The 15,752-nt window shown below is 44.6% G+C and carries 10 protein-coding genes; all 10 read left to right on the plus strand.

Features of this window, described 5'->3' with window-relative positions; translation table 11 throughout:
- Window positions 1–115: 115 nt before the first annotated feature.
- The 10 genes from OCU50_RS20475 to OCU50_RS20520 all read left to right on the plus strand — a co-directional run bounded on the left by OCU50_RS20475 (window position 116) and on the right by OCU50_RS20520 (window position 15,653).
- The gene (locus OCU50_RS20475) at window positions 116–1,309 is read left to right on the plus strand and encodes a multidrug effflux MFS transporter (protein ID WP_060469596.1); all 1,194 of its coding nucleotides are present in this window, start codon (window positions 116–118) and stop codon (window positions 1,307–1,309) included.
- A 180-nt stretch (window positions 1,310–1,489) separates the two neighbouring features.
- Complete coding sequence (locus tag OCU50_RS20480) at window positions 1,490–2,398, plus strand: AraC family transcriptional regulator (protein WP_060469587.1); 909 nt, start codon at window positions 1,490–1,492, stop codon at window positions 2,396–2,398.
- A gap of 207 nt (window positions 2,399–2,605) precedes the next feature.
- Window positions 2,606–4,729 (plus strand): TonB-dependent siderophore receptor, encoded by a 2,124-nt coding sequence (locus tag OCU50_RS20485; protein WP_060469588.1) that lies wholly within the window; start codon window positions 2,606–2,608, stop codon window positions 4,727–4,729.
- A gap of 91 nt (window positions 4,730–4,820) precedes the next feature.
- Complete coding sequence (locus tag OCU50_RS20490; protein ID WP_060469589.1) at window positions 4,821–5,774, plus strand: iron-siderophore ABC transporter substrate-binding protein; 954 nt, start codon at window positions 4,821–4,823, stop codon at window positions 5,772–5,774.
- On the plus strand, window positions 5,774–7,768 hold the full coding sequence (fhuB, locus tag OCU50_RS20495; RefSeq protein ID WP_060469590.1) for a Fe(3+)-hydroxamate ABC transporter permease FhuB: 1,995 nt from the start codon (window positions 5,774–5,776) through the stop codon (window positions 7,766–7,768). Before OCU50_RS20490 ends, fhuB begins: the two co-directional genes overlap by 1 nt.
- Before the next feature lie 205 nt (window positions 7,769–7,973).
- Complete coding sequence (locus OCU50_RS20500; RefSeq protein ID WP_060469591.1) at window positions 7,974–8,786, plus strand: crotonase/enoyl-CoA hydratase family protein; 813 nt, start codon at window positions 7,974–7,976, stop codon at window positions 8,784–8,786.
- A 258-nt stretch (window positions 8,787–9,044) separates the two neighbouring features.
- On the plus strand, window positions 9,045–10,157 hold the full coding sequence (locus OCU50_RS20505; protein ID WP_060469592.1) for an NADH:flavin oxidoreductase: 1,113 nt from the start codon (window positions 9,045–9,047) through the stop codon (window positions 10,155–10,157).
- A gap of 312 nt (window positions 10,158–10,469) precedes the next feature.
- Complete coding sequence (locus OCU50_RS20510; RefSeq protein WP_060469593.1) at window positions 10,470–12,116, plus strand: ABC transporter transmembrane domain-containing protein; 1,647 nt, start codon at window positions 10,470–10,472, stop codon at window positions 12,114–12,116.
- Entirely contained in the window at window positions 12,113–14,347 is a 2,235-nt protein-coding gene (locus OCU50_RS20515; protein WP_060469594.1) for an ABC transporter transmembrane domain-containing protein, read from the plus strand. Before OCU50_RS20510 ends, OCU50_RS20515 begins: the two co-directional genes overlap by 4 nt.
- Window positions 14,340–15,653 carry an HlyD family type I secretion periplasmic adaptor subunit gene (locus OCU50_RS20520; RefSeq protein WP_060469595.1) on the plus strand — a complete coding sequence of 438 codons (1,314 nt, stop codon included), beginning with the start codon at window positions 14,340–14,342 and terminating at the stop codon, window positions 15,651–15,653. Before OCU50_RS20515 ends, OCU50_RS20520 begins: the two co-directional genes overlap by 8 nt.
- The last annotated feature ends 99 nt before the right edge of the window (window positions 15,654–15,752 follow it).

Consider the following 15,752-nt stretch of genomic DNA (forward strand, 5'->3'; position numbering starts at 1 on the left):
TTCGATCACCTCGGAGCACAATGAATACTACCCCCGCAACATCTGCGCTATTTTCTCGGGTTTTATGTTGTCAGGTCAATATCCAAGCAATCCCTTCGTTCAAGCTCTTTACATCATGAGTCGTCGATTCGATTCTAAATCTATCTTACTCGCGTGCTTGGTCATCAGTATCGGCCAACTTAGCATGGGGTTGGTTTTTCCTTCGTTACCATGGATTGCCAAGGACTTCGATGTCTCTTTAGAACAAGCGCAGCTTCTGGTGAGTGTGTACTTGTTAGGCTTTGGCCCTTCTCAGTTTATTTATGGTCCTATTTCAGACGCTTTGGGACGTAAAAAAGTGCTGTTGAGCGGTTTGCTGATTGCCTTGCTCGGCTTACTGATGATCATGTTCTTCAGTCATTCATTTTCCGGTATGGTGATGGGGCGCTTTCTACAAGGTCTAGGTACTGGCTGTTGTGCGGTGCTTGCTCGGGCATCGACTCGAGACCGATTCAGCGGAGCTGATTTGCCATTGGCGATGTCTTATATCGCGATGGTAGCCTCCATTACACCTTTGATTGCCCCTGTTATCGGCGGGTTTATTAACTTTCACTTCGGCTGGAGTATGGTGTTTATCTCGTTACTTGGGTATGTTTCATTGGCTTGGGTGGTATTGGCATTTAAGTTTAAGGAAACCATCACTCAGGTTTCGGCTATTCCTTCTCCAAAGAAAATGCTTTATCAATACAAGACGTTATTAACTTCTCGTTATTTCATGAGTTTTGCGAGTATCGGTTGGCTTAACTTTAGTTTGATGATTACCACAGTGTCGGTGATGCCATTTATTATGCAAAACCAGATTGGTATGACGTCAGATCAATACGCCATGTGGGCGGTGATTCCTGCGTTGGGAATGCTCGGGGGAACGACCCTTTGTAATCGTATTCGTCCAATACTCGGCAATAAGAAAACGTTACTTTGTACACCTGTGCTGCATGTTTGTGCTGCGTTGTGGCTATTCTTTTGTCCATTAGAGCCTTTATATTTAATGCTAGGTCAGTTTCTGATGATCTTAGGTAATGGTATCGCGTTACCTTGTGCTCAGGCATTGGTGATGTCGCCGTACCACAAGAATGCCGGCGCGGCTGCTGCGATGTCAGGTGGTGGGCAGATGGTGGTATCTTCAATGGTGAGTATGGGGTTGGTTCAGTTAGGGTTGGGTGAAGCGTGGCACCTATCGCTTGTGATCATAGTGTTCACACTGATTTCTCTGTTGAATATTTTGCGTGGTTTCAGTTGCCAAGAAGCAAAAGAGGCTCAGATAAGCTAGTGATTGAAGGATCAAAAAAAGCCATTAAATTATTACGATTTCAATGCTTGAAAGCTGAAACATGTCAGCCCTGTCTCTAGACCAATAAAGCCGTTTAATAAAAGCAGGTACCATGTACTGGTCTCTAAAAATAGATGGTAATATGTCGTTGCCAACTATAGAGAATATGAAACCTTGAATATGAACACTCCAGCATTTGATCGTATTAGTCGCGTTTTGGCTTATATCCATTCAAACCTTAGCTCAGCGTTATCGCTTGAAGATATTGCGAAACAAAGCTGCTGGTCTCGCTGGCAACTGCAAAGAGTGTTTCAAGCTGAAACTGGGCTGACAGTGGCTAACTATGTGAGAGAGCTAAAGCTAAGCCAAGCTGCAGAACTCCTGCTTGATGGAAAAGAGCGCGTTATCGATATTGCACTGGGGCTCGGATTCAATTCAGAAATAAGCTTTAGCCGCTCGTTTAAGCAAATGTTTGGGTCTAGCCCAAGCCAGTATAGAAAAGCGGGCAAAAGAGTAGGACTAAGAAAACCGATACAAGTGTCTAAAATAGAAAGTACTTCAGAAAAAAGGGCGTTAAGCTTTGTGGAAGTGCGAATTGATGAAAGAGAGCCTTTCCTCGTTAAAGGGATAACCTCTGAAATCAGCGGTTTGTTTTCATTGACGCAAGATTTTGCCCAAAAAGTCCCTCGGCTTTGGTCGCGCTTGGAATATGAAGTTACCCTTCCTCACGATAGCGCACTTCAATTTGTTGGGGTCGTAGATCTTACTCAATCTTGTTTTGATGGCACGAATATTCATTATTGGGCTGGGGTTGAGTTACTTGATGGAATTTCAATCCCTCAATTACCGAGTATTATCTCTGATAAATTAGAGATATTGACTATCCCGAAGCAAACCTACGCAGTTGTTAAACATTGTGGGCCTATTGAGAATTTGCGGCATACTTTAAGCTGGCTTGTACTGAATTGGCTTCCAAGTTCAGGATATCGTGGTGTGGACGGCTATGAACTCGAAGTGTACCCACTTGGCTACCAAGCAAATGCCGCTGATGCTGAAATGGAATACTGGGTTCCTATTATTAAACCATAATCATATATTTACTCATTATCTTCCTGTAAAGCCTTCCTTCCAATGAGGCCAATTGTGGTTTTTGCTGTCAATTGGCTGATTTTTAATCAAATTAAATCAAGTTCTTTTTAAATTTGCACCAAATTGTTAATTATCCCATTCATAGATACATACAATGCAAATGAGATTTATTATTATTTGTATTAAGCATTGGTATCCGAGGGAATTATGACCACTCACACCCGTTTTAAGTATTCATCACTTGCTGTTGCGTTGCTGACGGCGCTCTCTGCACAAGCGTTGGCGGAAGAAACCGTTACGACGGCAAAGTCTAATATAGAAACTGTCACTGTTCTGGGCAAAGCCTACCGAAATACAGCTACGAAATCGGCACTTGAGCCAGAAGAAACGCCGCAGGGCATTACGGTTATTGATGAGGAACAGTTAGAGCAACGAGGTGTTCAATCTTTGAACCAAGCCCTTCGTTATGCGCCTGGTGTTGTGACTGAAAGTCGTGGTGGTTCAGTCGCTATGTTTGACTCGTACTCAATCCGCGGTTTTAAGACTAATAATGTCAACTATTACGATGGCCTCTCACTTCAACATTTGAATGGTTGGAACTTGCAGCCACAAATTGATCCGATTGCAATGCAACAAGTCGAAATATTCAAAGGGCCTACTTCTGTGCTCTATGGAGCGATGCCGCCGGGTGGGATGGTGAACATGATAGCCAAAGCGCCACAAACTGAACAATCAACCAAGGTTGGTGTTGCGACAGGCTCTCGAAATCTGCAAGAAGCTTCTATTGATACCACGGGTCAGTTTGGTGACAGTGATTTTTCATATCGTCTGATTGCTTTGGCTCGTAAGCAAGATAGCCAAGTCGATAACGCTGAAGAGGAGCGCTACTTAATTGCACCGTCTGTTGATTGGCAAGTAAATGACAAAACACTAATCAACTTTAATCTTTATTATCAAGACGATCCTTCAATGGGTATCAACTCTTCAATGCCTATAGAGGTGCTTAAGGCGAGTGATCCATCAGTTTCTGTGGGGGATAAGAATTGGAGTACGTTTGAACGTGAAGTGTTGATGGTTGGCTATAAAATTAACCATGACTTCAATAACAATTGGACATTCTTACAGAACGCTCGCTATACCGATGCATCTCTATATCAAGAGAACACATATCACCTTAGTTACGATCCAAGCACACCAAATCAATTAGCTCGAGCTCTTTATTCAACAGATGAAAGCTTTAAAGGTTTTGTCATTGATAACCAGTTGAGCGGTATCGTTGATGTTGGTTCGGTAGAACACAACTTATTACTTGGTTTAGATTACCAAGATATGGATGGTAATGTTAACTACTCCTCTTACAGCGCTAGTGGAAGCGGTTTTAATAGTTTTGACCCATTGAATCCGAACAACGACCTACTAGATCGTAATGACGTTACCAAGGGGAACGAGTACCTGGATGACACAACGTCGAGCCAACTTGGTTTCTACGTTCAAGATCAAGTTCGTTTAGACGCGTTAGTACTTATTGCTGGTGCACGATTTGACCACTACAAATCGGAAAGTGACTACTACGCTCATGAGTCTGACCATAAACAGTTTACTTATCGTTTGGGTGGTTTGTATCAGTTTGATAATGGACTCGCGCCATTTGCAAGCTACGCGACTAGCTTTGAACCAGCTCCGGGTGTTGATAAATCTGGTAATGAGTTTGACCCTGAAAATGCTCAGCAAGCTGAAATTGGCGTCAAATACCTGTCTGACGATATGTCGAAAGAAGCCACCGTTTCTTTATTCCATATAGTGAAGCAAGACATGTTGATGACAGATCCAACCAATGTTTATGGGCCAAAAATTCAAGTGGGTGAAGTTGTGTCGCAAGGTGCTGAATTATCAGGACGTTGGTTCGCAACTGAAAATTTCGATATTGCGGCAGCTTATACCTACGCTGACATGGAAATTACAGAAGATTCTAGCAATGGCTTAGAAGGAACGACACCAATCTACGTACCTGAACATACTGCAAACGTGTGGGCTAACTACAACGTATTCAGTGGAATATTAGCCGGTTCTCGGTTGAGTGCTGGTGCACGCTACGTTGCGGAAATGCAAATGGATGCAACAAATACTCAAGGTAAAGTACCGTCGTATACTGTGGTTGACTTGTCTATTGGTTATGACTTGGGTGCAGCAAGTGAGACTTTATTGGGAGCGACTGCCAACCTAGCAGTGAACAATATTTTCAATGAAGAATATTATGCGTGTTACGACCAGTCCAATTGTTGGTTTGGTGCTGAGCAGTCTGTAGAGCTAAGCGTGAACTATGAATTCTAACTAAGTTAGCGTTCCTAATTTTAAAGCAGCCTTCACTAGGCTGCTTTTGTCGTTTGTAGAAATATCGAATTTAGATTAAGTAGGCAAATATATGAGCTTAAAACCAATAGCTTCTCATTTTTCTAAAGTAAAAAATTTGAATACAAAACTCGTTCTAACGATGTTAGCGAGTGCTTTATCGTTTAACGCGATGGCGGATTTCCAAGTCGAAGACAGTGAAGGGGTCAAAACCCTTGAAGCTCAACCTGTTAGAGTGGCTGCGCTTAACTGGGATATCGCAGAGCAAGTTATCGAGCTGGGAGTTACGCCAGTCGCGGTGCCTGATATTGCAGGCTACAGCGATTGGGTTGTTCAACCTGCGATTCCTGAAGGTGTGACCGATGTAGGGACTCGAACTGAACCCAACTTTTCTGCGCTCAAGAAGCTCAATCCAGATGTGATTCTTATCGCTTCTCCTCAAAAAGATCTTCAGGCGCGTCTTTCTGAAATCGCGCCAGTACTTTATTACCAAACATACAGTGAACACCACAGCAATGCCGTGGCTGCCATTGAAAACTTCAAGAAGATTGGTCACTTGCTTGGCAAACAAGAACAAGCGAATAGTAAACTCGCAGCGATGGAAGAACGTATTGCTATTCTGAAGGCTGAATTAGATAAAGCGTATCCGGGCGACAAACCTAAAGTCACTTCTTTCCGTTTTGCGAGCACCACTTCGGTGTTCATTTATGGCGATAACTCGATTCCACAATACGCATTGGAGCAGCTCGGTTTTGAAAACGCGATGGAGCTTCCTGCCAGTCAGTGGGGTATCAACCAAAAGCGGATGACCGATCTTAAGAACGTGAAAAGTGGTGTTGCACTTTACTTTGAACCCTTTCCATATCAAGACAAGTTAAACCGTTCGCCAATATGGAAGAGCATGTCTTTTGTGCGAAATCATCAAGTGAGCGCGGTAGAAGCCAGTTGGAGCTATGGTGGCGCGATGTCGATCCTATATAACGCAGAAGCCATGGCGAAATCGCTATTGAAGTTAGCGGAGCAGTAATGAAAACCCGTGGTTTAATGGTTGGGGCAGCCTTGTTTTTCGCTGCCCTTGCTCATTTATGGTTAGGACAGTCGGAATTTGGTCCGATTGGTGATCTTATTCAGTTACTCTCACTGGTGAGTGATCGAGCTACGCTAAACGCAATGGTTGATGACTCATTTGAGCTGATGGCCTTGTTCTATGTCAACTTGCCTCGATTAGTTATGGCTATCTTGGTAGGCGGCACACTCGGTACAATAGGAAGCCTTTTTCAACAGTTGACTCAGAATCGCATGATGTCTCCGTTAACGTTAGGTACATCGTCAGGGGCCTGGCTTGGCCTGGTCATATTGAATGTCGTCGCTCCTATGCTGGTGGCGCAATACTCAGTCTGGTTTGCGTTGATTGGGGCACTGTTAGCAATGGGGCTTATTGTTTCGATTGTTGGCATCAAAAACATGAGCGGATTGCCAATTGTATTGGCGGGTATGGCGGTTAACTTGTTGCTAGGGGCATTTGCAACGGCGATTATTCTGCTTAACGACCAGTACGCACAGAACCTGTTTGTGTGGGGGGCGGGTGATTTAGGACAAAATGGCTGGGAACCAGTGTTGTGGTTAATGCCTAAGTTAGTGCCGATTTTGGCCATATTCTTGTTGGCACCACGAGTTTTGACCCTGCTTTCAATCGGTACGGAAGGGGCTGCTGCGCGCGGCCTCAATATTGGTGCAACATTTTTTGTATTAATGGCCGTCGGCGTTTGGTTGGTGTCGGTATCGATTACCTCGGTAGGCGTGATCAGTTTTATCGGTTTGATCGCCCCTAATATCGCGAGGCACTTGAGCTTCTTAAAGGCGAAATCCGAACTGATCGCAAGTTGTCTATTAGGTGCTTTACTACTTTGTACTACAGACAGTTTAGCTATCTTTTTGGCTCAATGGTCTGTGGATATGATTCCAACTGGTACCGCAACCGCGGTGATTGGTGCTCCAGCTTTGATCATTATTGCTCGCAAGCAAATGTCTGCTCAAGATCAGTTATTTTTCTCGATGCCTGAAGGGCCAAAGTCTATTTCACCTTTGGCTTACTCTCTATTGGGCACGATGATCTTTGGGTTACTGGCATTAAGCTCGCTCTCACAGCCTTCTTCTGATATGGGCTACTTTGTTATTCCAGACGCGTTTGAGTGGTCTATTCGCTGGCCTAGAATGTTAACCGCGATATTCGCTGGTGGCGGTTTGGCTGTAGCAGGAGTGATCTTGCAAAGGTTAGTCTACAACCCACTGGCGAGTCCAGACATCCTTGGGGTATCCGCGGGCGCTGTTTTAGCTTTGATTTTCAGCAGTTTATTCATGGGTTATTCGATTCACTCGTTGAGCCCTTGGATTGCGTTTTTAGGCAGTGCGATGGCGCTGTGTCTATTACTATTTCTTGGTAAGAAACATCAGTTTGCGCCGTCTATCCTAATACTGACGGGTATTTCGCTGACCGCAGTGTTAGAGGCTTTGGTACAATTCTCTTTAACGCGAGTGGGGGAAGGGAAGTATACCTTATTGGCTTGGTTGGCAGGATCCACATATCGTGTTGAACCCGAGTCGGCAACGATTATGGCTATCGTGGTTACCGTTTGTATTGGTGCTGCTGTACTGTTGAGTCGTTGGGTGACGTTAATAGCCACAGGCCGTCAGTTTGCGAGCGCTCGAGGGCTAAATATCTCAATAGCGTATGCTTCTCTGTTGTGTCTCGTCGCCATCTTATGTTCGGTAGTAACCACCACCATGGGGCCTGTTGCATTTGTCGGGTTGCTGGCTCCGCATATCGCGGCCATGGTGGGTGCTCGTTTGGTTCGAGAACAAATTATTTTGTCGTTTTTAATTGGCTCTGCTCTTATGTTATTTGCCGATTGGGCAGGTCAAGTGGTGGTATTTCCGGCCCAACTCGCGGCGGGTACGTTAGTTTCCATTATTGGTGGCAGTTACTTCATCTTCTTGTTACTCAAATCTCGGAGAAGATAGCTTCATCGATTAATTGAAAGCCTTTGGCAATCAAAGGGACAAATGAAAAGCCGTGAGTGGGGTAATCCATCCCTGCTTTTTTATTGAGGCTGCCGTGCAAGGGAGAGATGTTAAGCAACACAGGTCTCGCTTCTTAATGTGCAAGTTTGGCATATGTTAATAAAATGTATAACCTAAAGGTCTGACCACTCGGAAGGTAGCCATTATGCCAAACCTCGATCGTATTACTTGCTCCATCGATGAAAATCAAATTGCCACGGTTGTGCTGAATCGACCCGATAAGCTCAATGCTATTGATATGGCAATGTTCCAAGGTGTGAATAACATGGTGAATCAGCTGAAAAAGAACACCGAGATTCGCGCCGTCATAGTGAAAGGCAATGGGGCCGATTTTTGTTCAGGGCTTGATATTAAATCTCTGTTGACCAGTAAATCTGGCGCAATGAAGCTTTTGTTCAAATGGTTTCCCACATTACCCAATGCAGCGCAGCGCTTTTCTCTGGGTTGGCGAGATATTCCGTGTCCCGTTATTTTTGCGATTCATGGTCGTTGCTGGGGAGGTGGACTTCAATTAGCCAGTGGTGGCGACTTTAGAATTGCTAGCCCTGATGCGAACTTCTCGATATTGGAAGCTAAGTGGGGTTTGATTCCTGATATGGGAGGCGCGATTGCCTTCCGAGAACTGATGCGAAAAGATCACACCCTAGAAATGGCGATGACCGCCAAGGTGATCGACAGTAAAACCGCAAAGGAGTATGGGCTTGTCACAAAAATAGCCGAAGATCCTTATGCTGAAGCTTATGCCTTGGCACTGGAATGCGCGAACCGATCGCCAGATGTTGTCGCAGCGAACAAGAAACTCTACAACAAGACTTGGTGGTCAAGCCCTGGCATGGCTGTATTTTACGAGACTTGGTATCAGATAAAGGTAGGTCTAGGTAAGAACAGGGCGATTGCCGCTCAGCGTGAAATGAACCGTGACAAACCACGTTCTTATGTAGCGAGGAAATTTAAATAGTAATTAATGGTATAGGAGTCATCGTTAGTTGTGCTTTTAAAGTCGGCATCTACAAGAAAAACCTTTTCTGAACAACTGGTAATGAACCTAGTCAAACCGAACAAAGCTGTTTATGGAAATGAACGTTTTTCTTATACTAAAGTGTCGCTCTCTTAATCTAGATTAAGTTTCCCCTGCCTTATTCTCTGTAGTATCCGCCTGAATCTGTGGCCCATGCTTAATGGGTAACTCGCAAAACGATTTTAATGAGGATTAGACTTGAGTACTTTGTTTACAGAAACCCGCATTGGCACCATGGCATTGAAAAACCGCTTCATGAGAAGTGCAACGTGGGAAAATATGGCGACAGAAGATGGCCATATGACAGATAAACTTTACGCTATCTATGAAGAGTTGGCTCAAGGTGAGGTTGGCTTGATCGTGACGGGTTACGCGAACATCGTTGAAGAAGAGAAGCCGAACGCAGGCATGATGGGCATCTATAACGACTCGTTTATCGATGAATACAAAAAGCTGACTCAACTCGTCCACGACAACGATTCTAAAATCGTAATGCAATTGGCTTATGGCGGCACGAAAACCACGTATGAACTTGGCGAGCGAGTGATCTTTGCACCAAGTGACGTTCCAGAAAAAGGAACTCAAACACTGGGTAAAGCGATGACCAAAGGTGAGATCAACTACATTGTTGATGCCTTTGCTCAAGCGTCATTGAGAGCACAAAAATCAGGCTTTGATGGGGTGGAAATTCATGCCGCTCACACCTACTTAATCAACCAGTTCTTAAGTCCTTATTACAACCTGCGTGAAGATGAATACGGCGGTAGCCTAGAAAACCGAATGAGATTCTTACTTGAGATCTACATGGCCACTCGCAAGCTGGTGGGTGACGATTTCCCTATCTTGGTTAAGTTGACCGCTTCGGAGTTTTTTGAAGGTGGTGTGACCTTCGATGAAACTCGCTTAGTTTGTAAAAAGCTTGAAGAAGTGGGTGTTGATGGCATTGTGATTTCTGGCAACATTCATGGTAAAGCCGACACCATGATTGGCGAGTCGCACGATGGCTTTACCATTCAAGCTGAAGGTTACTTCCATGAGTATGGCCACGTGATCAGCCAAGACGTCGAGATCCCAGTTATTACGGTAGGCGGCTTAACTGATTTTGATGCCATTGAAGCTATTGCTAACAACACGGGTATTGAATACTTCGCGCTTTCAAGGCCTCTGCTTTCTGAACCTCATTTAGTTAAGCGTTGGAAAAAGGGTGACCGAAGTCCAGTAGAATGTGAACGATGCTCTAAGTGTCGGACCAAGCGCGGTAACTTCTGCGTGGTCAACAAAGACAGAAAAGTGCAGCTTTCTCGCATGTAGTCGCTGGCCTTAGATCTAAGCGTGAGCCTAAGTTTATAGCTGAGTCTATATTTGAGGCTGTGAAAGTTGCTAAGGGCCGTTTTGATAACTTTTGAAACCCGGAATCGTATTTATGTAACTTAGCTCTTTCAAAGTGAAAGTAGGCGATAGCGGATTACGACATCAAATTTTGAAGTGCAAGTGCATAAGCCAGTAAACATAGAACGACTTGCGTCATATTTATACTGAAAAACACGTTAAATCAGTTTGTTACCTTGCAATCCCCAACATGGTGTACCAATCTTATTTCATAAGCATGGATAAGGATTGTGTATGCACGCAAGTTCAATGAAAAACAAAGGGGTAGTAGGAAAAGTTCTACTGCCTTCTTTACTCATAAACCTTCTTTCTCTCGCCGTTCCGCTAACGGTTTTACAAATTTACGATCGTATCTTACCCAACCAAAGTTATGGGACTGCCACTCTGTTATTAGCGGGTGCGACGTTGGCTGTCGCTATGGAAGCGCTAATCCGGTTTGTGCGAACTTGGCTTTTGTCTGCCGCAGCCAGTAACACCGAGAAAGCGACTTACCAAACCTTGGTTGAAAGAGTAACAACGGCTTCATCAGGTCACCTTCGCAAGCTCGGTGTAGGTGGTGTTGAAGAGGGGCTAGGGTCGGTATCCAAAGTTAAGGATTGGTATTCTGGTGGGGTGATCGCAGGCTTTATCGATTTGCCTTTTGCATTGATTTTTTTGGGGCTGGTGGCATATATCGGCGGTGAGCTAGTGGTGATACCTTTGGCAGTTTGGCTCATCACACTTGGCATTGTTTGGTTATCTTCTATTCGTGTTAAAAGCCTAAGTGAAGAAGCTTCCCAAGATGAGCAGGAGCGCAAAGCGTTCTTGATTTTACTGAGCCAAACCATTCAGGGAATCAAACGTCAGGCTGTAGAGTCTCGAATCTTCAATCAGTTTAAATCTCTTAATAATGTTCGCTCCCAGTCTAAAGCGAGAGAAGAGGAACAGAATGCCTTCGCCCAAGAATGTATTCAGCTTGCAGCATTAGCGACCTCAGTTCTACTCGTGATTACTGGCAGTTTGTGGGTGTTAGATGGTCAGTTGACCACAGGTGGGTTGGCAGCATGTTCTATCTTATCAGGCAGAGCGGTTGCGCCCTTAAGCGCTCTGGTTGGGGTTCGAATCAAGCTTAATTCAATACACAGCGCCAATCAGGCAATAGAAAAATTGAGTGACTTATCGCTATTTGAGTCTTCAGATTTTAAGCAACCTGAGCTCCATTTATCTGACTTTGAGACGTTAGAAATCAAGCAAGCGACTGTTGAAAAGTACGGTGAACTCACTCATGCCGATGTCACACTGAATAAAGGTGAATTGGTGTTGTTAGAGAGTGAAGATCGCCACACTAACAGTCATTTATTGTCGTCGATTGCAGGTATTGATGAGTTGAAGGTGGGTGAGTGCTTTATTAACGGGGAGTCCGTTTCAATTACATCCTTAAAAAATATTACAGCTTACTGTGGAGTAAAAGGGCAACTGGTGTCAGGCACTATTCTCGACAACTTGTGTGGGTTTGATCCTGAGAGAACGCATAGCGCTAGTGACTATGCTAAGCGTTTGGGTTTAACCAAGGAAATTACTCGATTACCTGACGGATTAGAGACACTAATTGGTCATTCGAGTGCTTCATTATTGAGTATGGGCAACGTTAAAATGCTCAATATCGCGGCTCAACTAGCCAGTGACAAACCCATTATTATGTTAGAAAGACCGGATTCTTCACTTGATTTAGATGCCCTTGGAAATCTAGCTAAGGTGTTGGAAGAAGAAGTGACGGCAGGACGCACGATATTGATGGTGAGCTATCATTCGAAACTTCGCGAATTAGCTAATCGAATCATTACAATGGAAAGTCGGTCTATTACCGAACAAAGTGAGATCAATCAGGAGGCCATCGTATGAATCGTTTAGATGCTAGCAACCGAGCAGGCACGAATGGTCAACAAGAGGTGATGAACCATTTAGAAAATGAAAGCCTTTCGGTTCTTAAACAGTTGGAAGTGAATGCGAATATCCAGTTGTTCGCACATCAATGGGTCGATGAAAATGGGATTGAGTCAATCGACGATATGTTTGCTTTGTTCGATAGGCTTGCATTGCCCTATCGCTTGGTTGCCAACCTAGATGAAGTTGGCGAGCATAAATTGGTTTTACTGGTGCTTGGTGAAAATGAACTGGTCCCTGGTCACTTAGAATCCAAACAATTTGTTTCTTTTAACGCCAATGACGACATCACCGATGTCCCTCAGTTTTGCATCGTTATCGAAGGCCCACCGTTAGAGAAGGCTTCTCCTGATTGGGTTGGTGAAAGGTTAGATGCGTTTCGTCCCATTATTCCGAAATTGTTGTTGGTCAGTTTTATCACCAACTTGTTTGCACTTGCCGTTCCCTTCATCACGATGTCGATTTATGACCATGTGATTGGTGGTGATGCAGGCCATGAGTTGCAAGGTATCGCCATTGGCGCGGCCTTGTTGTTTTTGATGATGGGTTGGTTAAGAACATTGCGCAGCCGAGTGTTTGCTTCGGTGGCAAATCGAGTAAGTCGCGAGATCTCTCAATCGCTTGTTCAGCGTCTGCTTAGAAATAGTTATGCTCAAAATCAGCAAACAGCCTCTTCTAGTCAACAAAACCAAGTGATGCTGTCTGAGCGTATTTCAGGTGTGCTATCGGGGCCATTAGGAAATGCGCTGTTTGATCTGCCATTCATTCTTATCTTTGTACTTGCGATTGGTGTTTTAGGTGGATGGTTGGTGTTGGTTCCTATTGTCTCTTTGGTGCTTTACTACTTGCTAGCAAAACGTTCGATACGTTCTAGCAGCAAACGCTCAATACAATCAACGGTGGCAGGAACTAATCGTCAAAACATGACCAATGAGCTGTCATCTAAACTTGCCTTTATTCGCAGTGCTGGATTCTCAGAACACTGGATTCAGCGCTTCAAAAAGGCCAATCTTCTTGCTTCTACAGTGACTTTTAATCAATCGGTTCTCCAGAGTCGGTACACTTCGATTTATTACTTCATTGGTGTGGGGTCTACACTCGCCGTTATGGGGTTGGGAATAGGGCTCATTTTTGAACAAGTGATGACGCCCGGTGGTTTGATCGCTTCAATGATGTTGATATCTAAAGTGACGGGTCCTGCTCAGGTGTTGGCAAACAGCGCGATGCGTTTTAATAGTTTTAATCAATCCAAGCTGCAAGTGAACCGTATTTTGTCTCAACCGTCTGAGCGTGAGTTTAGTTACCAGCATCATCCCTTACCGACAGTAGCGCCTAACTTGAAGTTAGACCAAGTGACACTGCGTTATCCTAAGCAGAGTCGCCCCGCCTTGAGTGGTGTCAGTTTTGATATTGAAGCCGGTGAAATTGTCGCGATTACCGGCCCTTCTGGGAGTGGCAAATCAACATTGATTGAAGTGTTGTCTGGCTTACAGCCTATTCAAAATGGCATGGTCGAGCTTGAAGGCGTTAACCTCGTTCAATACGATCCGCAACTCTATCGTCACTGGTGTTTTATTAGAGCGGCTTATCCTGATTTGCTCACACTGAGTATTCGAGAGTGGTTAAACGACGGCCATCAAGTCGAAGATCAGACAATGATTTCTGCGATTGAAATGGTGGGAGGAAAGCGTTGGTTTGAGTCGTTGTCAGGTGGACTAGATACCTCTATTAGTAGTATTCAGCCGGATAGCCTTTTTGACATGTTGTCTGGTAGTGTCGCGCAGATCCTCATTGACGCGAAAGCGCTGGTTTATGACTACCCAATGTTCTTAATGGATAACCCTGTGCCTGATGCTCACCCAAATGCTAAACGTATATTTGGTCATTTTGTCCACTCGAAAAAAGGAAAAGCAACAGTGATTTACACGTCCCACGATCCGGATTTAATCAAGCTTGCCGATAAAGTCGTGGTATTAAATGAAGGTGCAGTGGTTTATGCCGGTCCATTAGAGCCGGAACAGTCTTCGGAGCAGGAACAACCTGCAGAGCCTCAAGTTTCTCAAGAACCGCAGTTATTTGAGCAACGGTTATCTCAAGAGCTACAGCCGTCAACTCAAGAGGCGTCAGCTCAACAAGATGCAGCCCCACAAGAACAATCAGAGTCTAAGCAAGGAGTCGCTAATGGCTAAACAACGCATCGAGAAGGGCAAGCGCTACGGTGAACTTGTTGAATCACAGAATACGGCTCGTACATTAGCGATGGCGACATGGTCAGTTGCTTTGTGTGTTATCGCTTTTGCCACTTGGTCTGTCGTCACCCAAGTTGATGAAATTGCCAAAGCCAAAGGCGCAGTGATTCCAGAAGGCGAGAAGCAAGTATTACAAAGTGCAATTGGCGGTAAGTTAAAGCAAATTCTCGTTAAAGAAGGTCAGTTGGTCGAGAAAGGTCAGCCACTTGTTGAGTTTGATGCGACCTTCCAACGTACCGCTCTTGAAGAATTGAAATCTCAACAAGTGACGCTTCTAGCCAGTGTGGAGCGTATGAATGCTCTGCTTGAACAACGTGAACCGAACCTCGCTGAATTCGAGGTCGATTATCCAGAGATCGTTAGCCAACAAAAAGCACAGTTGAACGCGCAAAAAGCCCTGTATTTCCAAAAACGTGTGGTACTTGAGAAAGAAAGTGAACAAATTGCAGAGCAGCTTCGCAGTGTGGAGAAATCTTTACCTAGCTACGAGAGAGAGTTGAGTGCAACCAAGCAGGAGTTGAATATTCTAGAAAAGGGCTACAAAGCGGGCAATATTTCACGTTTACGTGTGCTTGAAATGAGTCAGAAATTGGCCAGTATCGAGCAGAAAATTGAAGAAGCTCGTGGTAAGAAGTCGGTATTGATTAGACAAGCAGACAGTAATGACCAAAAAATTGAGCAGCTTTTGGCAGAGGCAAAAGCCAAAGTCAGTGATGATCGCTCGAAAGCCGTATCTGACTTATCAGCACTCAATGCCAGAGTTCGTTCAAGCCAAGCTAAATTGACGAACACCATGCTGGTGTCGCCGCTACAAGGTTTGGTGCAAAGCCTACCAAGCACGCAAAATGGTGGTGTTATTCAGCCGGGTGGAACGGTAGTAGAAATTGTTCCTGTCGGAGGGGAAGCTGATTTTAAAGCTCGTTTGTCGCCAAGAGATATTGGTTTTGTGAGTGTGGGGCAGCCGACTCGTATTAAGATTGATGCGTTTGATTACAGTCGCTTTGGGGCACTAAAAGGGGCGGTCGAGAGTATTTCACCGACCACAAGCCAAAGTGAACGAGGCGAGATCTATTATGAAGTCGTAGTGTCCGTTGATACGCCTTATTTCCGCGATAATCCGGAAAGCTTTTCTATTTTGCCTGGTATGACGGGTGAGGTGGACATCACTACTGGTGAGAAGTCAGTATTCCAGTATCTTTGGAAGCCGATTTACACCAATGTCAGTGTCGCCTTTGGCGAAAGGTAATCGTGATGAAGAGTCGTTGAGAGTAAACGAGTACAAAAACAGCAAAGCCGAAAAAGGGAGCACATCATGTGCTCCCTTTTTGGTTTCCATTTTCTTTGT

Origin of the sequence: Vibrio toranzoniae, from assembly GCF_024347655.1 — a bacterium.
GTDB classification, from domain to species: Bacteria; Pseudomonadota; Gammaproteobacteria; order Enterobacterales; family Vibrionaceae; genus Vibrio; species Vibrio toranzoniae.

What these genes read in the sequence shown, in the direction of transcription:
- fhuB (WP_060469590.1), top strand. Translation starts at nt 5,774, where the DNA reads ATGAAAACCCGTGGTTTAATGGTTGGGGCAGCCTTGTTTTTCGCTGCC.
- OCU50_RS20520 (WP_060469595.1), top strand. Translation starts at nt 14,340, where the DNA reads ATGGCTAAACAACGCATCGAGAAGGGCAAGCGCTACGGTGAACTTGTT.
- OCU50_RS20485 (WP_060469588.1), top strand. Translation starts at nt 2,606, where the DNA reads ATGACCACTCACACCCGTTTTAAGTATTCATCACTTGCTGTTGCGTTG.
- OCU50_RS20480 (WP_060469587.1), top strand. Translation starts at nt 1,490, where the DNA reads ATGAACACTCCAGCATTTGATCGTATTAGTCGCGTTTTGGCTTATATC.
- OCU50_RS20475 (WP_060469596.1), top strand. Translation starts at nt 116, where the DNA reads ATGAGTCGTCGATTCGATTCTAAATCTATCTTACTCGCGTGCTTGGTC.
- OCU50_RS20515 (WP_060469594.1), top strand. Translation starts at nt 12,113, where the DNA reads ATGAATCGTTTAGATGCTAGCAACCGAGCAGGCACGAATGGTCAACAA.
- OCU50_RS20510 (WP_060469593.1), top strand. Translation starts at nt 10,470, where the DNA reads ATGCACGCAAGTTCAATGAAAAACAAAGGGGTAGTAGGAAAAGTTCTA.
- OCU50_RS20500 (WP_060469591.1), top strand. Translation starts at nt 7,974, where the DNA reads ATGCCAAACCTCGATCGTATTACTTGCTCCATCGATGAAAATCAAATT.
- OCU50_RS20490 (WP_060469589.1), top strand. Translation starts at nt 4,821, where the DNA reads ATGAGCTTAAAACCAATAGCTTCTCATTTTTCTAAAGTAAAAAATTTG.